This window comes from Mycobacterium xenopi (genome assembly GCF_009936235.1).
GTDB lineage: Bacteria > Actinomycetota > Actinomycetes > Mycobacteriales > Mycobacteriaceae > Mycobacterium > Mycobacterium xenopi.
Genome location: NZ_AP022314.1, coordinates 1,410,302 through 1,433,506 on the forward strand (window position 1 = coordinate 1,410,302; position 23,205 = coordinate 1,433,506).

24 protein-coding genes and 1 pseudogene are annotated in these 23,205 nt (G+C 67.2%); 15 read left to right on the forward strand and 10 right to left on the reverse strand.

The window, feature by feature from the left end; genetic code table 11:
- The first annotated feature begins 10 nt into the window (after nucleotides 1-10).
- Nucleotides 11-382, forward strand: coding sequence for a nuclear transport factor 2 family protein (locus tag MYXE_RS06615; protein ID WP_003920566.1), 372 nt, complete (start codon nucleotides 11-13; stop codon nucleotides 380-382).
- 78 nt (nucleotides 383-460) lie between these two features.
- On the opposite strand, the gene trhA is transcribed toward MYXE_RS06615, so the two are convergent.
- Nucleotides 461-1,183 carry a PAQR family membrane homeostasis protein TrhA gene (gene trhA / locus MYXE_RS06620; RefSeq protein ID WP_081485313.1) on the reverse strand — a complete coding sequence of 241 codons (723 nt, stop codon included), beginning with the start codon at nucleotides 1,181-1,183 and terminating at the stop codon, nucleotides 461-463.
- Between the two features lie 129 nt (nucleotides 1,184-1,312).
- On the opposite strand from trhA, the gene MYXE_RS06625 reads away from it, so the two are divergent.
- From MYXE_RS06625 to MYXE_RS06640, 4 genes are all read left to right on the forward strand, one after another.
- Nucleotides 1,313-2,101: a (2Z,6E)-farnesyl diphosphate synthase gene (locus tag MYXE_RS06625; protein ID WP_085194128.1), complete on the forward strand. Its 789-nt coding sequence runs from the start codon at nucleotides 1,313-1,315 to the stop codon at nucleotides 2,099-2,101.
- A gap of 69 nt (nucleotides 2,102-2,170) precedes the next feature.
- On the forward strand, nucleotides 2,171-2,599 hold the full coding sequence (locus MYXE_RS06630; RefSeq protein ID WP_085194126.1) for a hypothetical protein: 429 nt from the start codon (nucleotides 2,171-2,173) through the stop codon (nucleotides 2,597-2,599).
- A 72-nt stretch (nucleotides 2,600-2,671) separates the two neighbouring features.
- Nucleotides 2,672-4,027: a hypothetical protein gene (locus tag MYXE_RS06635; RefSeq protein WP_085194124.1), complete on the forward strand. Its 1,356-nt coding sequence runs from the start codon at nucleotides 2,672-2,674 to the stop codon at nucleotides 4,025-4,027.
- A 139-nt stretch (nucleotides 4,028-4,166) separates the two neighbouring features.
- The gene (locus tag MYXE_RS06640) at nucleotides 4,167-4,586 is read left to right on the forward strand and encodes a hypothetical protein (protein WP_003920560.1); all 420 of its coding nucleotides are present in this window, start codon (nucleotides 4,167-4,169) and stop codon (nucleotides 4,584-4,586) included.
- A 49-nt stretch (nucleotides 4,587-4,635) separates the two neighbouring features.
- On the opposite strand, the gene coaA is transcribed toward MYXE_RS06640, so the two are convergent.
- Nucleotides 4,636-5,574 (reverse strand): type I pantothenate kinase, encoded by a 939-nt coding sequence (coaA, locus tag MYXE_RS06645; RefSeq protein WP_085194122.1) that lies wholly within the window; start codon nucleotides 5,572-5,574, stop codon nucleotides 4,636-4,638.
- 100 nt (nucleotides 5,575-5,674) lie between these two features.
- Between coaA and MYXE_RS06650 the strand changes: the two genes are divergently transcribed.
- The 5 genes from MYXE_RS06650 (at nucleotide 5,675) to MYXE_RS06670 (ending at nucleotide 11,825) form a co-directional block, all read left to right on the forward strand.
- Complete coding sequence (locus MYXE_RS06650; RefSeq protein ID WP_085194120.1) at nucleotides 5,675-7,144, forward strand: glycine hydroxymethyltransferase; 1,470 nt, start codon at nucleotides 5,675-5,677, stop codon at nucleotides 7,142-7,144.
- Nucleotides 7,145-7,238: 94 nt separating this feature from the next.
- Complete coding sequence (gene glyA, locus MYXE_RS06655) at nucleotides 7,239-8,543, forward strand: serine hydroxymethyltransferase (protein WP_039890007.1); 1,305 nt, start codon at nucleotides 7,239-7,241, stop codon at nucleotides 8,541-8,543.
- 28 nt (nucleotides 8,544-8,571) lie between these two features.
- Complete coding sequence (locus tag MYXE_RS06660) at nucleotides 8,572-9,399, forward strand: acyl-ACP desaturase (protein WP_003920554.1); 828 nt, start codon at nucleotides 8,572-8,574, stop codon at nucleotides 9,397-9,399.
- 193 nt (nucleotides 9,400-9,592) lie between these two features.
- The gene (locus MYXE_RS06665) at nucleotides 9,593-10,918 is read left to right on the forward strand and encodes a PhoH family protein (protein WP_085194118.1); all 1,326 of its coding nucleotides are present in this window, start codon (nucleotides 9,593-9,595) and stop codon (nucleotides 10,916-10,918) included.
- Nucleotides 10,919-10,943: 25 nt separating this feature from the next.
- The gene (locus MYXE_RS06670) at nucleotides 10,944-11,825 is read left to right on the forward strand and encodes a polysaccharide deacetylase family protein (protein ID WP_085194116.1); all 882 of its coding nucleotides are present in this window, start codon (nucleotides 10,944-10,946) and stop codon (nucleotides 11,823-11,825) included.
- A gap of 80 nt (nucleotides 11,826-11,905) precedes the next feature.
- On the opposite strand, the gene MYXE_RS06675 is transcribed toward MYXE_RS06670, so the two are convergent.
- Both MYXE_RS06675 and glpX read right to left on the reverse strand, forming a co-directional pair.
- A complete protein-coding gene (locus MYXE_RS06675; RefSeq protein WP_003920550.1) occupies nucleotides 11,906-13,315 on the reverse strand; it encodes a class II fumarate hydratase in 1,410 nt (469 codons plus the stop codon).
- 25 nt (nucleotides 13,316-13,340) lie between these two features.
- The gene (gene glpX, locus MYXE_RS06680) at nucleotides 13,341-14,432 is read right to left on the reverse strand and encodes a class II fructose-bisphosphatase (RefSeq protein ID WP_085194114.1); all 1,092 of its coding nucleotides are present in this window, start codon (nucleotides 14,430-14,432) and stop codon (nucleotides 13,341-13,343) included.
- Nucleotides 14,433-14,486: 54 nt separating this feature from the next.
- Between glpX and MYXE_RS06685 the strand changes: the two genes are divergently transcribed.
- Both MYXE_RS06685 and MYXE_RS06690 read left to right on the forward strand, forming a co-directional pair.
- Complete coding sequence (locus tag MYXE_RS06685) at nucleotides 14,487-15,122, forward strand: DUF4245 domain-containing protein (protein WP_003920547.1); 636 nt, start codon at nucleotides 14,487-14,489, stop codon at nucleotides 15,120-15,122.
- A 13-nt stretch (nucleotides 15,123-15,135) separates the two neighbouring features.
- Nucleotides 15,136-15,933 (forward strand): dienelactone hydrolase family protein, encoded by a 798-nt coding sequence (locus tag MYXE_RS06690; protein ID WP_003920545.1) that lies wholly within the window; start codon nucleotides 15,136-15,138, stop codon nucleotides 15,931-15,933.
- On the opposite strand, the gene MYXE_RS06695 is transcribed toward MYXE_RS06690, so the two are convergent.
- Nucleotides 15,914-16,747: an SDR family NAD(P)-dependent oxidoreductase gene (locus MYXE_RS06695; protein WP_003920544.1), complete on the reverse strand. Its 834-nt coding sequence runs from the start codon at nucleotides 16,745-16,747 to the stop codon at nucleotides 15,914-15,916. The genes MYXE_RS06690 and MYXE_RS06695 overlap by 20 nt on opposite strands.
- Before the next feature lie 170 nt (nucleotides 16,748-16,917).
- Between MYXE_RS06695 and MYXE_RS06700 the strand changes: the two genes are divergently transcribed.
- Together MYXE_RS06700 and MYXE_RS06705 are read left to right on the forward strand one after the other, a co-directional pair.
- Nucleotides 16,918-17,196 (forward strand): DUF1876 domain-containing protein, encoded by a 279-nt coding sequence (locus MYXE_RS06700; RefSeq protein WP_003920542.1) that lies wholly within the window; start codon nucleotides 16,918-16,920, stop codon nucleotides 17,194-17,196.
- Nucleotides 17,197-17,199: 3 nt separating this feature from the next.
- Entirely contained in the window at nucleotides 17,200-17,724 is a 525-nt protein-coding gene (locus MYXE_RS06705) for a 2'-5' RNA ligase family protein (RefSeq protein WP_003920541.1), read from the forward strand.
- Nucleotides 17,725-17,728: 4 nt separating this feature from the next.
- Here the strand turns inward: MYXE_RS06705 and MYXE_RS06710 are convergent, their stop codons facing one another.
- From MYXE_RS06710 to MYXE_RS06725, 4 genes are read right to left on the reverse strand one after another with little or no spacing between them, the layout of a single operon-like run.
- A complete protein-coding gene (locus MYXE_RS06710; protein WP_085194112.1) occupies nucleotides 17,729-18,850 on the reverse strand; it encodes a 3-beta-hydroxysteroid dehydrogenase in 1,122 nt (373 codons plus the stop codon).
- Between the two features lie 51 nt (nucleotides 18,851-18,901).
- Nucleotides 18,902-19,135: an exodeoxyribonuclease VII small subunit gene (locus MYXE_RS06715; RefSeq protein WP_003920538.1), complete on the reverse strand. Its 234-nt coding sequence runs from the start codon at nucleotides 19,133-19,135 to the stop codon at nucleotides 18,902-18,904.
- Entirely contained in the window at nucleotides 19,125-20,366 is a 1,242-nt protein-coding gene (xseA, locus tag MYXE_RS06720) for an exodeoxyribonuclease VII large subunit (protein ID WP_415624461.1), read from the reverse strand. Before xseA ends, MYXE_RS06715 begins: the two co-directional genes overlap by 11 nt.
- A gap of 8 nt (nucleotides 20,367-20,374) precedes the next feature.
- Entirely contained in the window at nucleotides 20,375-20,989 is a 615-nt protein-coding gene (locus tag MYXE_RS06725) for a lipid droplet-associated protein (RefSeq protein ID WP_085194108.1), read from the reverse strand.
- An 89-nt stretch (nucleotides 20,990-21,078) separates the two neighbouring features.
- On the opposite strand from MYXE_RS06725, the gene MYXE_RS06730 reads away from it, so the two are divergent.
- The gene (locus tag MYXE_RS06730; RefSeq protein WP_003920534.1) at nucleotides 21,079-22,080 is read left to right on the forward strand and encodes a 4-hydroxy-3-methylbut-2-enyl diphosphate reductase; all 1,002 of its coding nucleotides are present in this window, start codon (nucleotides 21,079-21,081) and stop codon (nucleotides 22,078-22,080) included.
- Nucleotides 22,081-22,094: 14 nt separating this feature from the next.
- Here the strand turns inward: MYXE_RS06730 and MYXE_RS25435 are convergent.
- Nucleotides 22,095-23,110 (reverse strand): annotated as a pseudogene (locus tag MYXE_RS25435) (DUF6542 domain-containing protein).
- Nucleotides 23,111-23,205 lie beyond the last annotated feature (95 nt).

Below are 23,205 nucleotides of genomic sequence, written 5' to 3' on the forward strand. Positions count from 1 at the left end.
CTGACCTGTCATGCCGAGTGCTGAAGTCATCGCCGACACCGTCAACCGCTACATCAGCCTGGTCGCCAAGGGCAGCGCCGACGATATCGCCGACCTCTACGCCGACGACGCCACCGTCGAAGATCCCGTCGGCGGCGAGGTGCACATCGGTCGGCAGGCCATCCGCGGGTTTTATTCGGCGGTCGAGGGCGCAGAACGGGACTGCGAATTGGTGTCGCTGCGAATCGCGGGCAACGAGGCGGCGTTTCAGTTCCGGCTGACCGTGAAGGCCGGCGACGGCGGGGTGGTCATCGAACCGATCGACGTGATGGTGGTCAACGAAGACGGCAAGGTCACGGCGATGAAGGCCTACTGGTCAGCGGAGAACGTCACCCAGCTGTAGCTGGCGAGCAGACGCAGAATCGCCCAAATCCCGCGGGATTTGGGCGATTCTGCGTCTGCTCGCCACGGGGTTCGCGGGCTAAAAGACCGCGAACCACATCGCGATGTAGTGGCAAATCGCCGCCAACGCGGTGCAGGCGTGGAAGAACTCGTGGTAGCCGAATGTCGTCGGCCACGGATCGGGCCAGCGCAGCCCGTAGAACAGCCCGCCGAGGCTGTAGATCACCCCGCCGACGATGAGCAGCACCATCGCGGCCACCCCGGCGCCGTGCAGGATCGGGCCGATGAACCAGATCGCCACCCAGCTCAGCATCAGATACAGCGGCACACCGACCCAGCGCGGCGCCGTCGGCCAACACATCTTGAGGACGATCCCGGCCAGCGCGCCGCCCCACACCATCCAGAGCACCAGCTGCCCTTCGCGGGTGGGCATGGCGCACACCGCGAACGGCGTATAGCTACCGGCGATGAACACGAAGATCATCGAATGGTCAAGCCGCCGCATCCATATCCGGGCGGTCACCGAGTTCCAATGGATCCGGTGGTAGGTGGCGCTGACCGCGAACATGGCCACGATGGCCGCGGTGTAAGTCAACGTCGCCAGCCCGGCCGCAGTGCCCGCCAACGGCCACGACACCGCCACCAACGTGGCACCCGCGACGATGGCCACCACCGCGGAGTGGACGTGGATCCAGCCCCGGAACCGCGGCTTGACCAGGACGTTGACCGCGCCCTCGACGAATTGCCCGGCCGCAGCGGCCGGGCCGGAAGCAGCATCGCGCACGCCGGTCGAAGCCCTCATCTCCCTTCCTGCCTCATCAAGATCGCTACCATGCTTGTAGCCCACAGTAATGCGGATGTCGAGGAACCCTCGGGTGCCGCGCGCCAAGATCGCCGATAATTCTTGGCGACCGCACTAGTCTTGAGCCTCGTGGAGATTATTCCGCCGCGCCTTAAGGAACCGCTGTACCGCGTCTACGAGCTGCGCTTGCGGCAGGGCCTGGCGGCATCCAAATCCGCGCTGCCCCGCCACATCGCCGTGTTGTGCGACGGTAACCGGCGCTGGGCGCGCAGCGCGGGCTACGACGACGTCAGCTACGGCTACCGGATGGGCGCGGCCAAGGTCGCCGAGATGCTGCGCTGGTGCCAAGAAGCCGGCATCGAGATGGCCACCGTCTACCTGCTGTCCACCGAGAACCTGCAACGCGATCCCGACGAGCTTGCCGCGCTCATCGAGATCATCACCGACGTCGTCGAGGAGATCTGCGCGCCGGTCAACCGCTGGAGCGTGCGAACCGTGGGCGACCTGGGGCTGGTGGGTGAGGAAACGGCACGTCGGCTGCGCGACGCCGTCGACTCCACCCGCCCGAACAGTGGGTTTCACGTCAACGTCGCGGTCGCCTACGGCGGACGCCAAGAGATCGTCGACGCGGTGCGCGCCCTGCTGAGCAAGGAGCTGGCCAACGGAGCCACCGCGGAGGAACTGATCGACGCGGTCACAGTCGAGGCCATCTCCGAAAACCTTTACACCTCAGGACAACCGGACCCCGACCTGGTCATCCGCACATCCGGGGAGCAGCGGCTGTCGGGATTTCTGTTGTGGCAAAGCGCCTACTCCGAGATGTGGTTCACCGAGGCGTATTGGCCGGCGTTTCGCCGGGTCGACTTCCTGCGCGCGCTGCGCGACTACAGCCTGCGTCATCGCCGTTACGGCATGTGAGGCGGCGCTGGCAGTATTTGGCAGTGCCGTGTCTGCAGTTGGCGCTGCTCGCGGCCGCAATATCGGCACATGACAGGCGAATTAGTTTCACAAAGTCACAGGCGAACCGATGACCCGCACTGGCGGTCGATCCTTGCCGACCTGGCCTTCTGGAGTGTCGCGGGCGCGATCGTCGCCACCATGTCCGGGCCGCTCGCTGACTGGTGGAGGGCGCCGCGGGCGGCGCTGCTCGTCGGTGGCGTGACGTTCCTCGTCGGTGGTGTCTGCCTACTGTTCGGGCTGAACCGGATCCGTCCGACGCCGCGCCGGCTGGTGCAAAGTTTCGGGCTGTTCAACGTCGTCTTTGCCCCAATCGTGTGGGCGACGGCGTGGTATGGCTGGTTGCCGCTGAGCGAGCCGGGTAACTGGGCGCTCGCCTTCGCCGGCGGTGTCGCGTTTGCGCTTGGCGGCTGGCAGTTGAACACGTGGCGCTGGCCCCAGCACAGATACGAGCACTGATAAGTCGCGCTGGTCCCCGGACGCTCGCGATCGACACGATGGCACGACGGTGGGCCGTGCCAGACTTGATCCATGGCTGCGCTGTCGGCTGCGGTGTTCGCGCTGAGCTGGTGGCTGGGGGCGTATTTGCTGGCGCGTGACCCGCGCAAGCCTGTGCTCGTGTTGGCGGCCACCGGGCTGTGCGGATTCGCCGCGGTGGTCGCGCTTGAAGCGATCCGCATGGTGGCGCACAGCAGCGTACTCAGCCAGGTCGAGATCTACCTGGCGACTGTTCCCGGCGTCGCATGGTTCGCCGTGCTCATCGAGCTGGGCAGGCCGTGCGACAGCTGGCGGGCCCGCACCGGCGAGGTGCTGCTGGTGGGCGGCGTCGCGGCGCTGACCCTGGTCGGCGCGGCGATGGCGGGCAGCGTCGACGGGCCGCTGCGGGCTGGCCATTGGGTGATGTTCGCGGTGATATCGCTTTCCACCCTCGGGGCGATGGCCAAGGCCCTGGTACGGCCCGCCCAGCCGATGCCGGTGGCGGGGCTGGTGGTCGTCGCGACGCTGTTTTTCGCATTGGGCAACGCGATCCTGATCATTCCGCTGGGGTTGGTGCCCAGCTGGCTGGCGCTCGCGTCGACCGGATGCGACGTGCTGGCGCTCGGCCTTGCCGTTGCCCTTTGGGATGCCTTCGACGAGGGCCAGGCGCTGCGCGCCGACATGCTGCGCTCGTTCGCCGGCAGCGTCGTCGCGGCAGCGTTGTTCGGCGGTCAGGTGCTGATTGGCATCGCGTTGACCGGCCAGCAGACTGCGCTGACGGTGCTGCTGTTCACCAGCCTGGCGATCGCTATCGACGTCCAAGTGCTAGCTGACCCGCTGGCGGGGCTGCTCGACCGGATGGCGTTTTGGCGGTCGCCGGCGCTGCGGGCCGACCGGGCCACACTGCGGCGCACCGAGGCGGCATTGCCGCTGCGTGCGGCTGACCCGCTTGACGATGTCGACGACGACACGTTTGCCCGGCTTACCCGTCGCGCGCTCGCCCACTACGGCGACCTGTCGAAGTTGGTGGCCAGCCCGTTGACCGCGCTGCCCATCATCGGCGAGCGGCTGGCCGCCCGCGGTGCGCCCGACCAGCCATTGGAGCGGGCCAACGAACTCAGGGCCCTGCTTGCCGAGCACATTGCCCGGCTCAAACCCCGCGACGGCGGCGATTTCGGCACCACCGAGCAGTGGCGTCACTACAACTCGTTGTACTTCCCGTATGTGGTCGGCGTGCGCGCTTACGCGCAGAACGCCACCGCGGCTGGCTTGGACCCGACGGCCCGGCAGGCCTGGCAGTGGCTGGTCACGGAGGTGCCGCAGCGCTCGCTGCACAACTGGCAAAACGCCGCGGCCAGGCTGATCGCCGCCGATCTGCGCGGGCGGGTGCCGGTCGGCGACCGGATTTGAACCAAGCCGGGAATAGCCCCGTATTCGACATAGGTTGATTTGCGCATGGCAATGCTTGGCAGTGTCATGTGTCGATCTGGCAGCGACTAGACCGCAAGCTCAACCGTGTCCCCCGACCGACGTCGCAAGGAGCTTTGACATGACCGCTGTCTCTTCTCTGCAAACGCGGCCCCTGTACGACTCGACCGATTCGTTATTGCGCTTCGCGATGCGTGTCGACGCCACCCTGACCGGGCTCGCCGGGCTGATCGTCGCGGCGGCTGCCGATCCGCTCTCGTCGCTGAGCGGGCTCAGCTCCGCCGCCGAATACGCCATGGGCGCGGGCTTCGTGCTCTACGGCCTGATTGTCTTCAGCCTCGCAGCGCTGCCGGATCTGCGGCGCGCCGGCATCGGCGTGGTCGTCGCCAACATCGCGTACACGCTGGCAGTGATCGCTGTGGTGGCCGCCGGCTGGCTACCGTTGACCGCGTTCGGTGCCGCCGCTACCCTGGGCAGCGGCGTCTACACCGCGTTGTTCGCGATGCTGCAGTACTTGGGAGTGCGCCGGCTGCCGGCCTGAGTCCCCGCCCGCCGGGGGCCTGCGCTGGCCGGCGCCGTGTCGCACCGGCTTACAGCTTGCGCAGCCGGAGCCGGTTGATGGAGTGATCGGCGTCCTTGCGCAGCACCAGCGTGGCCCGCGGCCGGGTGGGCAGGATGTTCTCCACCAGGTTGGGTCGGTTGATCGAACGCCAGATTTCCCGGGCGGCGGCGATCGCCTGCTGGTCGTTGAGCCGCGCATAGTGGTGGAAGTGAGACGCTGGGTTGGCGAACGCCGTGGTGCGCATGGCCAGGAAGCGTGAGATATACCACTGCTCGATGTCTTCGATGCGCGCATCGACGTAGAGCGAAAAATCGAACAGGTCCGACACCATCAGGGTGGGCCCGGTTTGCAGGACGTTGAGGCCCTCGAGGATCAAGATGTCAGGGTGGCGGACCACCTGCTTGGCGCCCGGGACGATGTCGTAGAGCAGGTGCGAATACACCGGCGCGCACGCATACTCCGCACCGGACTTGACCGCAGTAACGAAGCGCATCAGCGCACGGCGGTCGTAGCTCTCCGGGAAGCCTTTGCGGTGCATGAGGTTTCGCCGTTCCAATTCGGCGTTGGGGTAGAGGAAGCCGTCGGTGGTCACCAAGTCCACCTGTGGGTGGTGCTCCCAGCGCGCCAGCAGCGCCTGCAGCACCCGGGCAGTGGTCGATTTGCCTACCGCGACGCTGCCCGCCACCCCGATGATGAACGGCACCGGCCGATCAGGGTTTTGCTGAGGCTCGCCGAGGAATTCCGCGGTGGCCGCGAACAGCCGTTGACGGGCGGCGACCTGAAGGTGGATCAGCCGGGCCAGCGGCAAGTAGACCTCTTCGACTTCGAGCAGGTCGAGCTTCTCCCCGAGACCGCGCAGCTTGACGAGCTCTTCCTCGGTAAGTTTCAGCGGCGTCGACATGCGCAGCGCACGCCACTGACTTCGGTCGAACTCCACATACGGGCTCGGCTCGCTCAGCCGCGGCATACTGTCAGTCTTGCAGCCGCCGTCGTGCCCGCAGTGGCAGGGGCGACCGGATAGCGCGGCCGAGCGCGACGGCCGTCGCGGACAGAGTAGGTTCGGCTGCATGCCAGCTGACTCGACCGGAACGGCCACCCCAGCACCACCGCTTGGCGCCGAATATGCCGACACCGCCAGCGCCGCCTACCGCGCCGCGTTGCAGGTCGTCGAGTCCGTCGAACCTCGCATCGCCGCCGCGACACGCAAAGAGCTTGCCGATCAACGTGATTCGCTCAAGCTGATCGCCAGCGAGAACTACGCCTCGCCGGCAGTGCTGCTGGCTATGGGCAGTTGGTTGTCCGACAAGTACGCCGAGGGCACCGTCGGCCACCGCTTCTACGCCGGCTGCCAGAACGTCGACACCGTCGAGAGTGTGGCCGCCGAGCATGCCCGCGAGTTATTCGGCGCACCGTACGCCTACGTCCAGCCCCACTCCGGCATTGACGCCAATCTCGTTGCCTACTGGGCGATCCTGGCCGCCCGGGTCGAAGCGCCGGACCTGGCCGAGTCTGGCGTCAAGCACGTCAACGACCTCTCCGAATCGGACTGGGAAACGTTGCGGCACAAGCTCGGCGGCCAGCGGCTGCTGGGAATGTCGCTGGACGCCGGGGGCCACCTCACCCACGGTTTCCGGCCCAACATCTCCGGCAAGATGTTTTATCAACGCAGCTATGGCACCGACCCGCAAACCGGGCTGCTGGATTACGACGCGGTCGCCGTGGCCGCACGGGAATTCAAGCCGCTGATCCTGGTCGCCGGATACTCTGCCTACCCGCGGCGGATCAACTTCGCCACGATGCGTGAGATCGCCGACGAGGTCGGGGCCACGCTGATGGTCGACATGGCCCACTTCGCCGGGCTGGTGGCGGGCAAGGTGTTCACCGGCGACGAGGACCCGGTGCCGCACGCCCACGTCACCACCACGACCACGCACAAGTCGCTGCGCGGACCACGCGGCGGGCTGATCCTGGCGCAGCCGGACTACGCCGACGCCGTCGACCGGGGCTGCCCGATGGTGCTGGGTGGGCCGCTGCCGCACGTCATGGCCGCCAAGGCAGTGGCGCTCGCCGAGGCCCGCCGGCCGGCGTTCGCCAGCTACGCCCAGCGGGTCGCCGACAACGCCCAGGCCCTCGCCGAAGGGTTCCTGCGCCGCGGCGCCCGGCTGGTCACCGGCGGCACTGACAACCACATCGTGCTGCTGGACGTCACGTCGTTCGGGCTGACCGGGCGGCAGGCCGAATCGGCGCTACTGGACGCCGGCGTCGTCACCAACCGCAACACCGTTCCCGCAGATCCCAACGGCGCGTGGTACACCAGCGGCATCCGGTTCGGCACCCCTGCGCTGACCACCCGCGGCTTTGGGCCCGCCGACTTCGACCGGGTCGCCGAGCTGGTGACCGACGTGCTGACCAATACGACGCCGCAGGGCTCGTCGAAGGCGAAGTACACCCTGGCCGACGGCACCGCCCAGCGGGTGCGCGCCGCGGCCGCCGAGCTGCTGGCCGCCAATCCGCTCTACCCCGGGTTGGCGTTATAGGGCCGCGGCCGGGCAAGACGTAGCCCCCAATTCGTCGGCTCCGCATGTCAGACTGGCCTGCGTGACCGCCGCTCCTGACACCGCCACCTCCCTGATGTCGGCCCCGCTGGCCGAGGTCGACCCTGAGATCGCCGACCTGCTGGGCAAGGAACTGGGCCGCCAGCGCGACACCCTGGAAATGATCGCGTCGGAAAATTTCGCGCCGCGCTCGGTGCTGCAGGCCCAGGGCAGCGTGCTGACCAACAAATACGCCGAAGGACTGCCGGGCCGGCGTTACTACGGCGGCTGCGAATACGTCGACGCGGTGGAAAACATCGCCCGCGACCGCGCCAAGGTGTTGTTCGGCGCCGAATTCGCCAACGTGCAACCGCATTCGGGTGCGCAGGCCAACGCCGCGATCCTGCACGCGCTGATGACGCCGGGGGAGCGGCTGCTCGGCCTGGACCTGGCCAACGGCGGGCATTTGACCCACGGGATGCGGCTGAACTTCTCCGGCAAGCTCTACGAGACCGGGTTCTACGGCGTCGACCCGGTAACACACCTGATCGACATGGACGCGGTGCGCGCGCGAGCGCGCGAGTTTCGGCCCAAGGTGCTCATCGCCGGCTGGTCGGCCTATCCGCGCACGCTGGACTTCGCCGCGTTCCGGTCCATCGCCGACGAGGTCGGCGCCAAGCTGTGGGTGGACATGGCCCACTTCGCCGGGCTGGTGGCGGCCGGCCTGCACCCGTCGCCGGTGCCGCCCGCGCACGTGGTCTCCACCACCGTGCACAAGACGCTGGGCGGTGCCCGGTCCGGGCTGATCCTCGGCAAGCAGGAGTTCGCCAAAGCGATCAACTCCGCGGTATTTCCCGGCCAGCAGGGCGGGCCACTGCTGCAGGCGGTCGCCGCCAAAGCCGTCACGTTCAAGATCGCCAGCACACCGGAGTTCGCCGAACGCCAGCGACGCACGCTGTCGGGCGCACGGATCATCGCCGAGCGGTTGCTGGCCGGCGACGTCGCCACGGCCGGTGTGTCGGTGGTCAGCGGCGGCACCGATGTGCATCTCGTGCTGGTCGACCTGCGTGATTCGCCGCTGGACGGCAAGATGGCCGAGGACCTGCTGCACGACGTCGGCATCACCGTCAACCGCAACGCCGTGCCCAACGACCCCCGCCCCCCGATGGTGACCTCAGGGCTGCGGGTGGGGACCTCGGCGCTGGCCACCCGCGGATTCGGCGACGCCGAGTTCACCGAGGTCGCCGACATCATCGCCACCGCCCTGGCCGCCGGTGCCTCGGCGGACGTCGCGGCCCTGCGCCAGCGGGTCACCCGCCTGGCCCGAGAGTTCCCGCTCTACGAGGGCCTGGAAGACTGGAAGCTGGTCGACTCGTCAGACTCGACACACCCGATTTCATGAAACCCGTAACCCGAGTTACAGTTACTTCATGGCACAGAAACCTGTACCTAATGCGCTGACGCTCGAACTGCTTCCCGTGGTGGCCGAGAACCTGGAACGCCACCTCGACACCGAAGACCTCTGGTTTGCGCACGACTACGTGCCGTTCGAGCAAGGCGAAAACTTCGCCCTTCTGGGTGGGCGTGACTGGGACCCGTCGCAGGCCACGTTGCCGCGGGTGATCACCGACGCCTGTGAGATCCTGCTGATCACCAAGGACAACCTCGCCGGGCACCACCGCGAGCTCGTCGAGCACTTCATCCTCGAAGAAGAATGGGGTCGCTGGCTGGGCCGGTGGACCGCCGAGGAGCATCTGCACGCCATCGCATTGCGTGAATACCTCGTGGTCACACGCGAAGTCGACCCAGCCGCTAACGAGCAGGTCCGCGTTGAACATGTGATGAAGGGTTACCGCGCCGACCACTACAGCCAAGTCGAAACGTTGGTCTACATGACGTTTTACGAGCGCGCCCACGCGGTGTTCTGCCGCAACTTGGCCGCCCAAGTCGAAGAGCCTGTGCTGGCCGGTCTGATCAGCAGGATCGCCAAGGACGAAGAGCGCCACGAGGAGTACTTCGCCAACCTGGTCGCACACTGCCTGACCTTTGTCCGCGACGAGACCGTGGCCGCGATCGCCGCGCGCGCAGCCGAGTTCGACGTCGTCGGCGCAGACATCGACGCTTACCAAGACAAGGTGCGAAACGTCGCCGAGGCCGGCATTTTCGACCGTGAACAGTTGCGGCAGGTGATCTCTGACCGCATTACCGAGTGGGGCCTGGCCGACGAGCCCAAGCTGCAGGAGTTCGTGATCCGCTAGACCGGCGCGCCTGCACGGCGGGCATGCGGCGACCAGAGTAGCGTCGCAGTCGATGGCTAGCGACATGCTCTGCTGTCCGAGCGGCGCCTTGTGTCACAACTCCGGCAGGACCGGCCCCGGTCCTGGTGCCGCGGCCCCCGCCGAGCGCCCGCGTGGGGCCGCGCGGGCGGCTGACCAGTGATCAGGAGCGCCCGTGGCTGATTCCCCGTCGGTCCCACAGGACACCGTCCGCACGTATGTGCTCGACACCTCCGTGCTGCTGTCTGACCCGTGGGCGTGTACCCGCTTCGCCGAACACCACGTCGTGGTACCCCTGGTCGTGATCAGCGAACTGGAGGCCAAACGCTACCACCACGAGTTGGGTTGGTTCGCCCGCCAGGCGTTGCGCTTATTCGACGACCTTCGACTGGAGCACGGACGGCTCGATCTGCCGATTCCCGTTGGGACACAAGGCGGTACGTTTCACGTCGAGCTCAACCACAGCGACCCGGCGGTGCTTCCCGCCGGGTTCCGCACCGACAGCAACGACTCGCGAATATTAAGCTGCGCCGCCAACCTGGCCGCCGAGGGCAAGCGGGTCACCCTGGTCAGCAAAGATATTCCGCTGCGGGTCAAAGCCGGTGCGGTCGGCTTGGCCGCCGACGAGTATCACGCGCAAGACGTCATCACCTCGGGCTGGACCGGCATGGCCGAGATCGAAACGGCGGCCGAAGATATCGACGCGCTGTTCGCCGACGGCGAGATCGACCTGGCGGATGCGCGAGACTTGCCCTGCCACACCGGGGTTCGGTTGCTAGGCGGCAGCTCGCATGCACTGGGCCGCGTCAACCCCCACAAACGTGTCCAGCTTGTCCGTGGCGACCGAGAGGTGTTCGGGCTGCGCGGCCGCTCCGCTGAGCAGCGGGTGGCGCTGGACTTGCTGCTCGACGAGTCGGTGGGCATCGTCTCGCTGGGTGGCAAAGCGGGCACCGGCAAGTCGGCGCTGGCGCTGTGCGCTGGCCTGGAAGCAGTGTTGGAGCGGCGCACCCAGCGCAAGCTGGTGGTTTTTCGTCCGCTCTACGCCGTGGGCGGCCAAGACCTGGGCTATCTACCCGGCAGCGAGAGCGACAAAATGGGTCCGTGGGCGCAGGCGGTGTTCGACACCCTTGAGGGTCTGGCCAGCCCGGCGGTGCTCGACGAGGTGCTCTCGCGCGGCATGCTCGAAGTGCTGCCGCTCACCCACATCCGGGGACGTTCGCTGCACGACTCGTTTGTGATCGTCGACGAGGCCCAATCGCTGGAGCGCAATGTGCTGCTGACGGTGCTGTCACGGCTGGGCGCAGGGTCACGGGTGGTGCTGACCCACGACGTGGCTCAGCGAGACAACCTGCGCGTGGGCCGACACGACGGCGTCGTCGCGGTGATTGAGAAGCTCAAGGGCCACCCGTTATTCGCGCACATCACGCTGGTGCGCAGTGAGCGCTCGCCGATTGCCGCGCTGGTCACCGAGATGCTTGAGGAAATCGCGCCGCCGCGCTGACCCCACGTTTCGGTAGGCTGCCAGCGTGCCGAGACGACCCGACAGCCCGGCCTGGCGATACTGGCGAACCGTTTTGGGGGTCGCCGTGGCTGGCGCGGTGCTGGTAGTGGGGGCGCTGACCGGTCACGTGAGGCGCGCCGGTGCCGACGATGTGGATTGCTCGCGGGTCAAATGCGTGGCGCTGACGTTCGATGACGGGCCCAGCCCATACACCGACCGGCTGCTGCAGGTCCTGAAGGACAACGATGCCAAAGCGACGTTTTTTCTGATCGGCAACAAGGTGGCCGCCAACGCGGCCGGCGCCAAACGGATCGCCGACGCCGGCATGGAGATCGGCAGCCACACCTGGGAACATCCCAATATGACAACGCTTGCGCCCCAAGATATTTCACTGCAACTGACAAAGGCCAAGGACGTCATCGCTGCCGCTACCGGGCATACGCCGACGCTGTACCGGCCTGCGGGCGGGTTGTCCAACGCTGCGGTGCGCCACGCCGCCGGTCAGCTTGGACAGGCCGAGATCCTCTGGGACGTCATCCCATACGACTGGATCAACGACTCCAACACCGGCGCAACACGGCAGGTGCTCATGCGGCAGATCAAGCCGGGCTCGGTGGTGTTGTTCCACGACACCTACTCGAGCACAGTCGACCTGGTGTACCAATTCATCCCGGTGCTCAAAGCCAATGGCTACCACTTGGTGACGGTCAGCCAGATGCTCGGACCGCGTGCGCCCGGAAGTAGCTACGGCAGCCGTGAAAACGGGGCGCCCGCCAATGCCCTGCATGACATTCCGGCTGGCGAGATACCGACGCTGCCCAACACACCCTCGCCCACACCGATGCCAAACTTCCCGATCACCGATATCCCAGGCCAGAACTCCGGCGGGCCCAACAACGGGGCCTAGCCGCCGACGGCGTCGAACGTGAATCTGTGGCGAAATTCGCCGCGATTTTTCGCAACTGCTTCACGCTCGGCGAGTGCTGCCTAGCCCTGGTCCACCTTCGTCATCGCCAACACGTCAAGCCGGCGGTCCAGTTCCTCGATCGACAGCTTGTCGCCGATCAGGCCGCGGTCGATGACGGCCTGCCGGATGGTCTTTCGTTCCTTGAGTGCTTCCTTGGCCACCGCGGCGGCTTCTTCGTAGCCGATCGCGGAATTCAGCGGAGTGACGATCGACGGCGAGGATTCGGCGAGTTCCCGCAGGCGCTCGACGTTGGCGGACAGCCCAACGATGCACTTCTCGGCGAACAACCGCGACACATTGGTCAACAGCTTGAACGACTCGAGTATGTTGCGGGCCATCATCGGGATATACACGTTGAGCTCGAAGGCGCCGTTCGCCCCGCCCCAGGCGATCGCGGCGTCATTGCCGATTACCTGAGCAGCCACCTGGGTAACCGCTTCCGGGATAACGGGATTCACTTTGCCGGGCATGATTGAGCTGCCCGGCTGCAGATCGGGCAGTTGGATTTCGGCCAAGCCCGTCAACGGACCGGAGCCCATCCAGCGGATGTCGTTGGCGATCTTGGTCAACGAGACCGCGATCGTGCGCAGCGCGCCGGACGCCTCCACCAGCCCGTCGCGAGCGGCCTGTGCCTCGAAAGAGTTTGTCGCCGTGCGCAGTTCCGCCAGCCCGGTCTGGGCAACCAGCACCTCGACAACCTTGGCGCCGAAACCCTCCGGCGCGTTGAGGCCGGTGCCCACCGCGGTGCCGCCGATCGCCAGCTCACCGAGCCGGGGCAGCGTCGCCTTCACCCTTTCGATGCCCGCCTCGATTTGGCGGGCGTATCCGGAAAACTCTTGGCCGAGCGTCACCGGAACGGCGTCCATCAGATGCGTGCGTCCCGATTTCACCACCGTGCGCCACTCGCGCGCCTTCGCCGTCAGCGCCTCGTGCAGCACCTCTAGCGCCGGGATGAGTTGGCGCACAGCGGCTTCAGTGGCGGCGATGTGGGTGGCGGTCGGAAACGTGTCGTTGGACGACTGCGACATGTTGACGTCGTCGTTGGGGTGCACCGTGACACCGCGCAAGCCCGCGATCGACGCGATCACTTCGTTGGTGTTCATGTTCGAGCTGGTGCCCGAACCGGTCTGGAAGACGTCGATGGGGAACTGGTCGTCGTGACGGCCCTCGGCGATTTCCGCCGCGGCGGCGATTATCGCGTCGGCTTTCTCGGGCGCCAGCAGCCCGAGGTCCTTGTTGACTTGCGCGCACGCGCCTTTGAGCAGACCCAAAGCCCTGATCTGAGTGCGCTCGAGCCCCCGTCCCGAGATCGGGAAGTTCTCCACCGCGCGCTGAGTCTGCGCGCGCCACAGCGCCTTTGCCGGCACTCGCACTTCGCCCATGGTGTCGTGTTCAATGCGGTACTCGTTGTCGCCGCCGGTGTCGGCCATGGGTTGCGTCCTCGCTTGGTCGTGGTTAGGGCAGGGGATATTGTGCGTTGGAATCGCCGGTGAAGTCGATGGCTGAATATTCGTTGAGTTTCGAAAGCCGGTGGTAGGCCTCGATCATGCGCACGGTGCCGGATTTCGAGCGCATCACGATCGACTGGGTGGTGCAGCCACCGGGGTAGTAGCGCACGCCTTTGAGCAGGTCGCCGTCGGTGACGCCGGTGGCGCAGAAAAACACGTTCTCACCCGAAACCAGGTCCTCGGTGGTCAGCACCCGGTCGACGTCGTGTCCGGCGTCGATGGCCTTCCGGCGTTCGGCGTCATCCCTGGGGGCGAGCTGCGCCTGGATCTCGCCACCCATGCACCGGATCGCCGCCGCGGCGATGATGCCCTCCGGGGTGCCGCCGATGCCGGCCAGCATGTCGGTGCCCGAGTTGGGTCGGCAGGCCGAGATCGCGCCGGCCACATCGCCGTCGGTGATCAGCCGGATCCGGGCCCCGGTGGCACGGACGTCGTGGATGAGCTGTTGGTGGCGGGGACGGTCCAGAATGCACACCGTCATGTCCCGCACCGACAGGTCCTTGACCTTGGCGACTGCGCGGATGTTGTCGCCGATCGGCGCGGTGATGTCCAGCACGTGCCCGGCCTCGGGACCCACGGCGATCTTGTTCATGTAGTACACCGCCGACGGGTCGAACATCGCTCCGCGCTCGGCCACCGCCAGCACCGAGATGGCGTTCGGCATGCCGTTGCTCATCAGCCGGGTGCCGTCGATCGGGTCGACGGCGACGTCGCATTCCGGGCCGTCGCCGTTGCCGACTTCCTCACCGTTGTACAGCATCGGCGCGTGGTCTTTCTCGCCTTCGCCGATGACCACCACGCCGCGCATGGACACCGAGTTCACCAGTTCGCGCATCGCGTCGACGGCCGCGCCGTCGCCGCCCTCCTTGTCGCCGCGGCCCACCCATCGGCCGGCGGCCATGGCGCCGGCCTCGGTCACCCGCACCAGTTCCAGAGCGAGGTTGCGGTCGGGTGCTTCGCGACGGGAAGGCTGTCGACGCGTCCGCGACGACGAGCCGGGTTCCGGGGAGGAGGCAGCGGCGCCAGCGGGAGGAGTCATGTTGCCGATTGTCCCAGAACCGGATGGCCCGTCGGGAGCTGGGATACTGGATTCGTGACGACGCCGCCAGCACCGGCGCCCAAGACGGCCAAGCCTCGGCTGCTGCAGGACGGGCGCGACATGTTCTGGTCGATCGCCCCGCTGGCGGTGGCGTGCATCCTGCTGGCGGGGCTGGTCGGGATGTGCACGTTTGCGCCCGGCGGCACCAACAAAGGGGTGGTGCCGACCTACGATGCGACCAGCGCGCTGCGCGCCGATGCTCAGACACTGGGGTTCCCGATCCGGCTGCCACGGTTGCCGGAGGGTTGGCGGTCCAACTCGGGCAGCCGTGGCGGGATCGACAACGGGCGAACCGACCCGGCCAGCGGCCAACGCGCTCACGCGGCGACTTCGACCGTCGGGTACATCAGCCCGACCGGGATGTACCTCAGCCTGACTCAAAGCAACGCCGACGAGGACAAGCTGGTCGGATCGATTCATGCCGCGATGTACCCGAGCGGCGTGGTCGACGTCGACGGCACCCGCTGGGTCGTCTACGAAGGCGACGCCGCCGAGCCGGTGTGGACTACCCGGCTCGACGGCGCGGCGGGCGGCACCCAGATCGCGATAACGGGTGCCGGAAGCAGCGACCAGTTCCGTACGCTAGCGGCGGCAACCCAGTCTCAACCGCCGCTGCCGGCGAGCCGATAGTGAGGACCCGTCGATGACTGCACCCGAAGCCGACCTCACCGGGTGGTCGGCCGCGCCGTTCACCGGTGGCGGCTACACCCATGACGTCTACCGCAAGGGCGAGGGCCCCGGTGTGGTGCTGATTCCCGAGATACCGGGCATCCATCCAGGGGTACTGGCTCTGGGAAACCACCTGGTGGACAACAACTTCAGTGTGGCGATCCCGTCGTTGTTCGGCACCCCGGGCCGACCCGTCTCGGTCGGCTACGCACTTCCGGTCATGGTGCGCGCTTGCGTGGCAAGGGAATTCGCGGCGTTCGCCACCAACAAGCAGCGCCCGGTGGCGGTGTTCCTGCGGGCGTTGGCCCGCGAACTCAACGCGTCAACGCCGGGCAAGGGTGTCGGGGTGATCGGCCAGTGTTTCACCGGCGGTTTCGCGCTGGCCGCCGCGGTTGACGACACTGTGCTGGCGCCGGTGCTTAGCCAGCCGTCGCTGCCGCTTCCGCTCACCCGTGCTCAGCGGCGCGACCCCGGGGTGAGCGAGCATGAGCTGCGCGTCGTCGCGGAGCGGGCCGCCACTGAGGGCTTGTGCGCCATGGGTCTACGGTTCAGCGAGGACAAGCTGGTGCCGCGGGACCGGTTTCAGACGCTTAAGGACCGCCTTGGCGACGCGTTCGAGGTGATCGAGATCGACTCCGGGCCCGGCAACGAATACGGCTTCTCCCGGATGGCGCATTCGGTGTTGACCGATGAGGTTCGCGAGACCGACGGCCACCCGGCCTACGAGGCCCGCAAGCGGGTCGTGGAGTTCCTCACCCAGCGTTTGCTCTAGCGGCCTGGCGGGCGCGTTGCCGCTCGACGAACCGGATCGAAAACCGTTGCAGCAGACCAGGTGCCAGCCGCGCGACCAGCCACGTGGCATGCGCGCGTTTCGGCACGACCAGCAACGCCTTGTTGCGCTGGATCGCGCGCAGCGTGTCGCGGGCCAGCCGGTCGGGGTCGTAGGCGCGCCTGATGCCCTGGCCGCGCAGGTAGTAGTCGCGGCCGACGAACCCGCCGACCGCGCCCTTGTCCAGGATCGGCGTCTCCACGGCGGCGGGGCAGACCGCCAGCACGCCCACCCCGCGCGGGATCGCCTCCGAGCGCAGCGCCAGCGAAAGCCCCACCACCGCGTGCTTGGACATCACATAACTGGTGATCTGTCCGGCCGCGGTCAGCCCGGCCATCGACGCGGTGTTGACGATGTGGCCGTGGCCCTGGCGCAGCATCACCGGATATGCGGCGACCACCCCGTGCACCACGCCGCGGATATTCACGTCGATGATCGCGTTCCACTGCTGAAGTGTCAGCAGTTCGGTGTCACCGCCCCAGGCGATGCCGGCGTTGTTGAACATCAGATCGAGGCGGCCGGCGCGGGCCAACACCTCGTCGACGACGCCCTGCACCGCGGCGGCGTCGGTCACGTCGACCGCGGCCGAGCGGGCGGTTCCGGGGCCGGTGGCGTTGTCGGCGGTACGAGCGGCAGCGGCGGCGTCAATGTCGGTGCAGACGACCTCGGCGCCGGCAGCGACTAGCGCCCGGCACAGTGCCGCCCCTATGCCCGAGCCGGCGCCGGTGACGATGGCCTGCTTGCCGGTGAAACTCATTGGTGCTTCGCTAATTTCATGAATGACGGCCTCGCTGTTGTCACATCGACAGCGTTGCGGTCGGTCATGTTGGCCTCCTGCCGGTCGGGGATCGCTGGGTAGCGATAGTACGGGTGCGGCTTGCGTGTTGCCGTTTGGCGGTTAACTTGGCAGCAGAGAAGGTGATTGCAATGTATGACCGCGACCTGGACACCAAATGGCATGTCGACATCGAGTTCGACGAGGACGACACCCACACGCACGCGACCGTGCGTGCCCAACTCGGTGACGACGAGACCATCACCACCGCCGGCGACGCGTACCGTCATCCGAAGGATGCCAGCCAGCCGATGATCGGGGAGCAGATCGCCGCTGCCCGTGGGTTGATCGCGCTGGGCACCGAGCTGCTGCAGGCCGCGTCGCGGCGGATCGAACAGATTACCCACCAGCCGGTCCACCTGTATCGGTGATCCGTGGCCCTGGCTGTCTGCCTGCTGTTCGACCGACAGTCGGAGCGCGCGATCCGTGCGCTGTGGGATCGCATCGAGCAGCAGGGGGTGCCGAGCCTGCGCTCACACACTCATGGACGGCACGTGCCGCATGTCTCCTACGCGGTGCTGCGCAGCTGGGATCAGACGGCGGTCACCGCCGCACTGGAGGAAATCGCCGCCGGCTCGCCGGTCGAGCTGTGCTTTGACGGAGTGGGGCTGTTTCGGCGCGGCCGGATGTGGTTGGTGGCCGGTGTGGGTGCCGATTTCGTGGCGCGGCAGGCGCGCGTCGTAGCGGCGGTCACCGCCACCGGAGCCGAATTGCACAAACACTATGTGCCCGGGATCTGGCTGCCGCATTGTTCGCTTGCGCCGCGCGCGATGTTGGCGCAGCTGCCGGTGGTCGTCGGTTCGGTGCTCGACGTGTTGCCGCTGCACGCCCGACTGGACCGTGCCGCACTGGTCAACAGCGCGACGGGGGAGATCCAGGCGCTGGCGACGATGCCGTGATTGGCTACGCGTGGGCCGGCATCGTCACCGCCGACGCCGTGTGGTGCTTGGTGGTGGCCTTCAAGGTTTCGAACAATTCGACGTAATAGGGCAGGCATTCGGCCATCGCCTGCTCGGTGGTTAGCAGCGGCCGGTATCCCAGCTCCCGCTGCGCCTTGGCAATCGAAAAATAGTTGTCCAAATAAAGCCGTTCCACTGCAAGCGGTTCCAGTGGCGGCCGGGGCAGGCCGAGCCGGAAATGCAGCCGCTGCCACGTCGACATCACCGCGCGGACCACGGCACCGGACACCCGCAGCCTCGGCCAGCGCTGCCCGCACGCTTCGATGACCGGCCGGGTGAACTCGAACATGTTGACCGGTTCGCCATCGTTGATGAAATAGGCCTGACCAGGCGCGGTGCCGCCGGGGACCAGATGCTCTGCGGCAAGGATGAACCCGTGAATAAGGTTGTGAATGTAAGAGTTGTCCAGCTTGACGGTTTTGCGTCCGATCAGCACCTTCACCTGGCCTGCGGCCATGCTCTCGAAGATCTTGCGGAACATCGTCTGATCGCCGCGGCCCCAGATGCCACTGGGACGGATCGCACAGGTCAGCATCCCTTCAACACCGTTCTGCGACAACACAAATCGCTCAGCGACCACTTTGGTCTCGGTGTAAAGGTCATTGAACCGGTCGGTGTAGGGCAGCGTCTCGTCGCCCCCGGCGATGCGCTTACCGCCCATCACCACGCTGTTGGACGACGTGTAGACCAGCCGTTTCACTCCGGCCCGTTGGGCGGCGCGCACCAGATTCTCGGTGCCGCCGACATTGACCGCGAAACTGCGCCGCCGGTATTCGTCGGTCGCCGATGCACCGCCCAGCAACTCGATCAGCGCCGCGGTGTGAAACACCGTGTCGATGCCGTCGACCGCGGCGGCGACGATCCCGGTGTCGCAGATATCGCCTTGGAGCACCTCAAGCCGGGGATGCGCGGGCAGCGACGAGGGTGCGCGGTCGAAGGACCTCACCTGACAGCCGCGGTCGAGCAGCGTCGCCACCAGGTTGGCGCCGACGAAGCCCGACCCACCGGTGACCAGCACACGGCCGAGTTCAGTGGTCAGCGAAGGATCAGCCATGCGGGCGAGCATAACTGAAACATGTTTCAGTTTCGAGTGTCAGCGCTCAACACAGTGGCGTGCTCACGTTCCTTCGGCGTCGCCGCTGCCGAGCACGTCTTCGATGCGCTTACGAGCGCCAGCTAAGTGTTCTTCGCAGCGTTTGGCCAGCTTTTCACCTCTTTCCCAGAGAGTCAGCGACTCCTCTAGGCTCAGGCCACCCTGCTCGAGCACCCGTACGACCTCGATCAGCTCATCCCGGCACTGTTCGTACTCGAGCTCACTAATAGGCTTAGCGTCTTTCTTCTCAGCGGCCATCGGTAGGCCCTTCACTGATTGCCGCGACGGCGCCGTCGGACACCCGCACCCGAAGCCGGGTGCCCGCCGGGGCGTCGGCGGCCGACCGCAGTATCGCCGCGGGTCCGGACGCTGGGATCGTCTGCACTACCGCGTAGCCGCGGGCCAGGGTGGCCGCTGGGCCCAGCGCGCCCAGCCGGGCGGCCAGGTGGCCGATGCGTTCGGTTTCCGCGTCGGTCAGCCGAGTGACGTCGCGGCGAATCGCCGACCGGGCGCGCTGGATTTCCTCAGCGCGGGTCCGCAGCATCGTCAGCGGCTCGGCCAGCACCGGGCGGCTGCGCAGCTGCGTCAGCGCGTGCTGTTCGCGGGACACCCAATTGCGCAGCGCTTGAGCGCTGCGCCGACGCAGGTCGTCGATCAACACCTGCTCGGCGGCGGTGTCCGGGACGATTTTTTTGGCTGCGTCGGTGGGGGTGGCCGCGCGCAGGTCGGCGACCAGGTCGCATAGCGGGTTGTCGGGCTCGTGCCCGACCGCGCTGACCACCGGGGTGCGGCATGCGGCGATCGCGCGGCACAGCGTCTCGTCGGAGAACGGCAGCAAGTCCTCCACACTGCCGCCGCCGCGGGCTAGGACGATGACGTCCACGTCCGGGTCGGCGTCCAATTCGCGCAGCGCCTCGACGATCTGCGGGACGGCGTTGGGTCCTTGGACAGCGGTGTTGCGCACCGCGAAACGCACTCCGGGCCAGCGCGCGGCGGCCACCGTGGTCACGTCGTGTTCGGCGGCGCTGGCCCGGCCGGTAATGAGCCCGATCATGTTGGGCAAGAACGGGATCGGTCGTTTCAAGCGCGGGTCGAACAGGCCTTCGGCATCCAACAGTCGACGTAGCCGCTCGATGCGTGCCAGCAGCTCGCCAATGCCGACGGCGCGAATCTCACTGAGCCGCAACGACAATGTGCCACGTCCGGTGTAGAACGTGGGCTTGCCGCACACGACCACCTGGGTGCCTTCGGCTAACTCGACTGGCGCACCCAGCACCAGGTCCCGCGGACAGGTCACGCTCAGCGACATGTCGGCGGCCGGGTCACGCAGCACCATGAACACCGTCTTGGAGTCGGGCCGGATGTTGATCTGGGTCAACTGCCCTTCCACCCAGACCGTGCCCAGCTTGTCGATCCAGCCCGCGATCCGCACGGCCACCGCGCGCACCGGAAACGGGTTCTCAGGGGAATTCGCCGGTTGAGCCGGCACCGCTCGGGTCACTTGGCGGTCGCGCGGGTGATCCTGTTGGCGAGCAGCGTCTGAAACGGCGCACGCGCCTTCGTGGCTTCCTCGTAGGCCAGCAAAGCCTCGAGTTCGCCCACGTCCAGCGACTGCAACCTGGCTCGCAGCTGGGCCAGCGTCAGTGACTCGTAGTCAAGCTCGGCGGCCACGGGCGGCACCGGCACACCGGGGTTGGTTGCCGGTTTCTTCTTGGCTGGTATCGGCGTGGTCGGCGACTCGGGGACGGTACCGCTCTTAAGGTTGTCCTCGGCTGTGTCGGATACCGAGTACAACGCGAAGCGTCCTTCGGCGCGGCGCTCACTGTCAGCCGCGCCGGACGTCGGCGCCTCCTCGGTCGTCCCGGCGAGGTCTTCGTCGAATGTCGCCCACTCCGGCTGCTCTTCTTTCGGCGGAAACAGCTTCTCGAGCGTGGCGTCCCCCTTGATGGCTAGCTCAGCCAGGTTCTGCTGAAACCGCATCACGATGTGCGCTGCCTGGCTGGCCAGCGTCATCGGGTACATCAGGATGGTCCGCGGCAGCCTCCTGGTTTCCTCGACGGCGACGGTGGCAGCACCCACCAGCAGCCGAATCCCATACGGTGCAGTAGCCATGAGTCCAAGACTGCCCTAAGCGGCGGGTCAACTCCAAGCCGTCGGCGCGACGTGGCGGTGCTGGACCGGCAGAAAGTACGCTGGCTGGCATGCCGCCCACCGTCAATATGGGAATCCCTGGCGCTGCGGCTTCGACGGTCGACAGCCCGGCCGGCAAGCGCGTGCTGTTGGCCGAGCCGCGCGGGTACTGCGCCGGGGTGGACCGTGCCGTCGAGACGGTCGAGCGCGCGCTGGAAAAGCACGGCCCGCCGGTCTACGTCCGCCACGAGATCGTGCACAACCGGCATGTGGTGGAGACACTGGCCAAGGCCGGCGCGGTGTTTGTCGACGAAACCGACGAGGTGCCCGAGGGCGCCATCGTGGTGTTTTCCGCGCACGGTGTCGCGCCGACTGTCCACGCGTCCGCGGCCGCGCGCAACCTGCAGGTCATCGATGCCACCTGCCCGCTGGTCACCAAGGTGCACAACGAGGCCAAGCGCTTCGCCCGCGACGACTACGACATCCTGCTCATCGGCCATGAGGGCCATGAGGAAGTCATCGGAACCGCCGGCGAAGCCCCCGACCACGTGCAGCTGGTCGACGGGCCCGCCGCGGTGGACCGGGTGAGGGTGCGCGACGAGAACAAGGTGATCTGGCTGTCACAGACGACTTTGTCGGTCGACGAGACCATGGACATCGTCGAGCGGCTGCGGCGGCGGTTCCCGAAACTCCAGGACCCGCCCAGCGACGACATCTGCTACGCCACCCAGAACCGCCAGGTCGCGGTCAAGGCGATGGCGCCGCAGTGTCAGCTGGTGATCGTGGTGGGCTCGGCCAACTCGTCGAACTCGATGCGGCTGGTGGAGGTGGCGCTGGGGGCCGGCTCGCGAGCCGCGCACCTGGTGGACTGCGCCGACGATATCGACCCGAGGTGGCTGGACGATGTCACCACGGTCGGGGTCACCTCGGGCGCCTCGGTGCCCGAGGTGCTGGTGCGCGGTGTGCTGGAGCGGCTGGCCAAATACGGCTACGACGTGGTGCAACCGGTGACCACCGCCAACGAGACGCTGGTGTTCGCCCTGCCGCGAGAGATCCGCCCGGCCCGCTCTTGACGCTCAGGGCGGCGTCAGATGTCGTACTCCCAGGATTCAGCCGCCGATTGGTACGGCCCGCGCGAGCGGGTTCGCCGATCGGCGTCGGCCTGGTCGCTGCGGGCCGCTCCTCGATAGCGGACCCGGGAAATGGGGTGATGCGTCGCGGCGGCGCCGTTGGCGGCATTCGATGCCGCGCGGCGCCGCTGCGGTTCATAGGGCTCCATGGGCTCGTACGGGTCGAAGCGGCCGCTGCGGGACGCGGGCCGCCGGTGCGTGTATGCGGATCGCGGCGGATCTCCCGCGGCGGCTGACTGCGCAGGTCGGGATCGCGGGGCGGATAGGGCCGACGGCGCCGGGTGCGTTCGACGGCCGACTCGGGCTGCTCGTCCAGGGGTGGGCGGGCATGGCGGGAGCGGGTCGGGGCCGGGCGTTTGGCGGGCCGAGCGCCGCTGGCCGGTTTGGCGGATTTCGTCCGCGCCACTGGGTGGACCCGCCGGGAGGTCCCGGTCTTTTCGGCGCCGTCAGCCGTGTTGCGACTCCCCAGCGCAGCGAATTTCGCGGCCAGCCAACCGCGTCTCGCGCCGCTGGCGTCGTCGGGTTGGGTCTTGGCACGCGCCGCCGTTCCCGCATACCAGCGGACCATGCCAAGCAGCAATACCGCCGCTGAGGTGAACAACATCAGCGGGAAGCGTTCGATCAGCGGATAGCCGCAGTTGATCAGGATGTCCTTGGCGCCGGCGATCTTGGCGCCGTGGAACAGCCAGTAGGCGCCGGGCACGGCGCAGAACAAGATCAGGGGTGGCTGGGTGACCGCAGTAAATACCCCTGACTGGCGCACCGCCAGCACCGCGGCCACGCAGCCGACGACATACAGCGCGGCGAACACGATCGTCAACTCTTTGTTGCCGGATCCGGCGTCGTACGCGAAGCCGACGGCCGTCGCCGTCACCGCGATAACAACTGCCGCCCACCACGGCACGCCGGGGATGTTGGGGTGGATCGAGCGACGATCCGCCGCTACCCCCGACCTTGCCCGCTGTGCTGACACAGGTCTGACCGTACCGGCTATCGGCCCGAAGGGCTGTAAAGAGCTAGTGAACCGCGCGGGCGTGCCATGGCTCGGCTTGCCGCGGTCGCTGGGCC

What these genes read in the sequence shown, in the direction of transcription:
- MYXE_RS06615 (WP_003920566.1), top strand. Translation starts at nt 11, where the DNA reads ATGCCGAGTGCTGAAGTCATCGCCGACACCGTCAACCGCTACATCAGC.
- trhA (WP_081485313.1), bottom strand. Translation starts at nt 1,183, where the DNA reads ATGAGGGCTTCGACCGGCGTGCGCGATGCTGCTTCCGGCCCGGCCGCT.
- MYXE_RS06630 (WP_085194126.1), top strand. Translation starts at nt 2,171, where the DNA reads ATGACAGGCGAATTAGTTTCACAAAGTCACAGGCGAACCGATGACCCG.
- MYXE_RS06635 (WP_085194124.1), top strand. Translation starts at nt 2,672, where the DNA reads ATGGCTGCGCTGTCGGCTGCGGTGTTCGCGCTGAGCTGGTGGCTGGGG.
- MYXE_RS06640 (WP_003920560.1), top strand. Translation starts at nt 4,167, where the DNA reads ATGACCGCTGTCTCTTCTCTGCAAACGCGGCCCCTGTACGACTCGACC.
- coaA (WP_085194122.1), bottom strand. Translation starts at nt 5,574, where the DNA reads ATGCCGCGGCTGAGCGAGCCGAGCCCGTATGTGGAGTTCGACCGAAGT.
- MYXE_RS06650 (WP_085194120.1), top strand. Translation starts at nt 5,675, where the DNA reads ATGCCAGCTGACTCGACCGGAACGGCCACCCCAGCACCACCGCTTGGC.
- glyA (WP_039890007.1), top strand. Translation starts at nt 7,239, where the DNA reads ATGTCGGCCCCGCTGGCCGAGGTCGACCCTGAGATCGCCGACCTGCTG.
- MYXE_RS06660 (WP_003920554.1), top strand. Translation starts at nt 8,572, where the DNA reads ATGGCACAGAAACCTGTACCTAATGCGCTGACGCTCGAACTGCTTCCC.
- MYXE_RS06675 (WP_003920550.1), bottom strand. Translation starts at nt 13,315, where the DNA reads ATGGCCGACACCGGCGGCGACAACGAGTACCGCATTGAACACGACACC.
- glpX (WP_085194114.1), bottom strand. Translation starts at nt 14,432, where the DNA reads ATGACTCCTCCCGCTGGCGCCGCTGCCTCCTCCCCGGAACCCGGCTCG.
- MYXE_RS06690 (WP_003920545.1), top strand. Translation starts at nt 15,136, where the DNA reads ATGACTGCACCCGAAGCCGACCTCACCGGGTGGTCGGCCGCGCCGTTC.
- MYXE_RS06695 (WP_003920544.1), bottom strand. Translation starts at nt 16,747, where the DNA reads ATGAGTTTCACCGGCAAGCAGGCCATCGTCACCGGCGCCGGCTCGGGC.
- MYXE_RS06700 (WP_003920542.1), top strand. Translation starts at nt 16,918, where the DNA reads ATGTATGACCGCGACCTGGACACCAAATGGCATGTCGACATCGAGTTC.
- MYXE_RS06710 (WP_085194112.1), bottom strand. Translation starts at nt 18,850, where the DNA reads ATGCTCGCCCGCATGGCTGATCCTTCGCTGACCACTGAACTCGGCCGT.
- MYXE_RS06715 (WP_003920538.1), bottom strand. Translation starts at nt 19,135, where the DNA reads ATGGCCGCTGAGAAGAAAGACGCTAAGCCTATTAGTGAGCTCGAGTAC.
- MYXE_RS06725 (WP_085194108.1), bottom strand. Translation starts at nt 20,989, where the DNA reads ATGGCTACTGCACCGTATGGGATTCGGCTGCTGGTGGGTGCTGCCACC.
- MYXE_RS06730 (WP_003920534.1), top strand. Translation starts at nt 21,079, where the DNA reads ATGCCGCCCACCGTCAATATGGGAATCCCTGGCGCTGCGGCTTCGACG.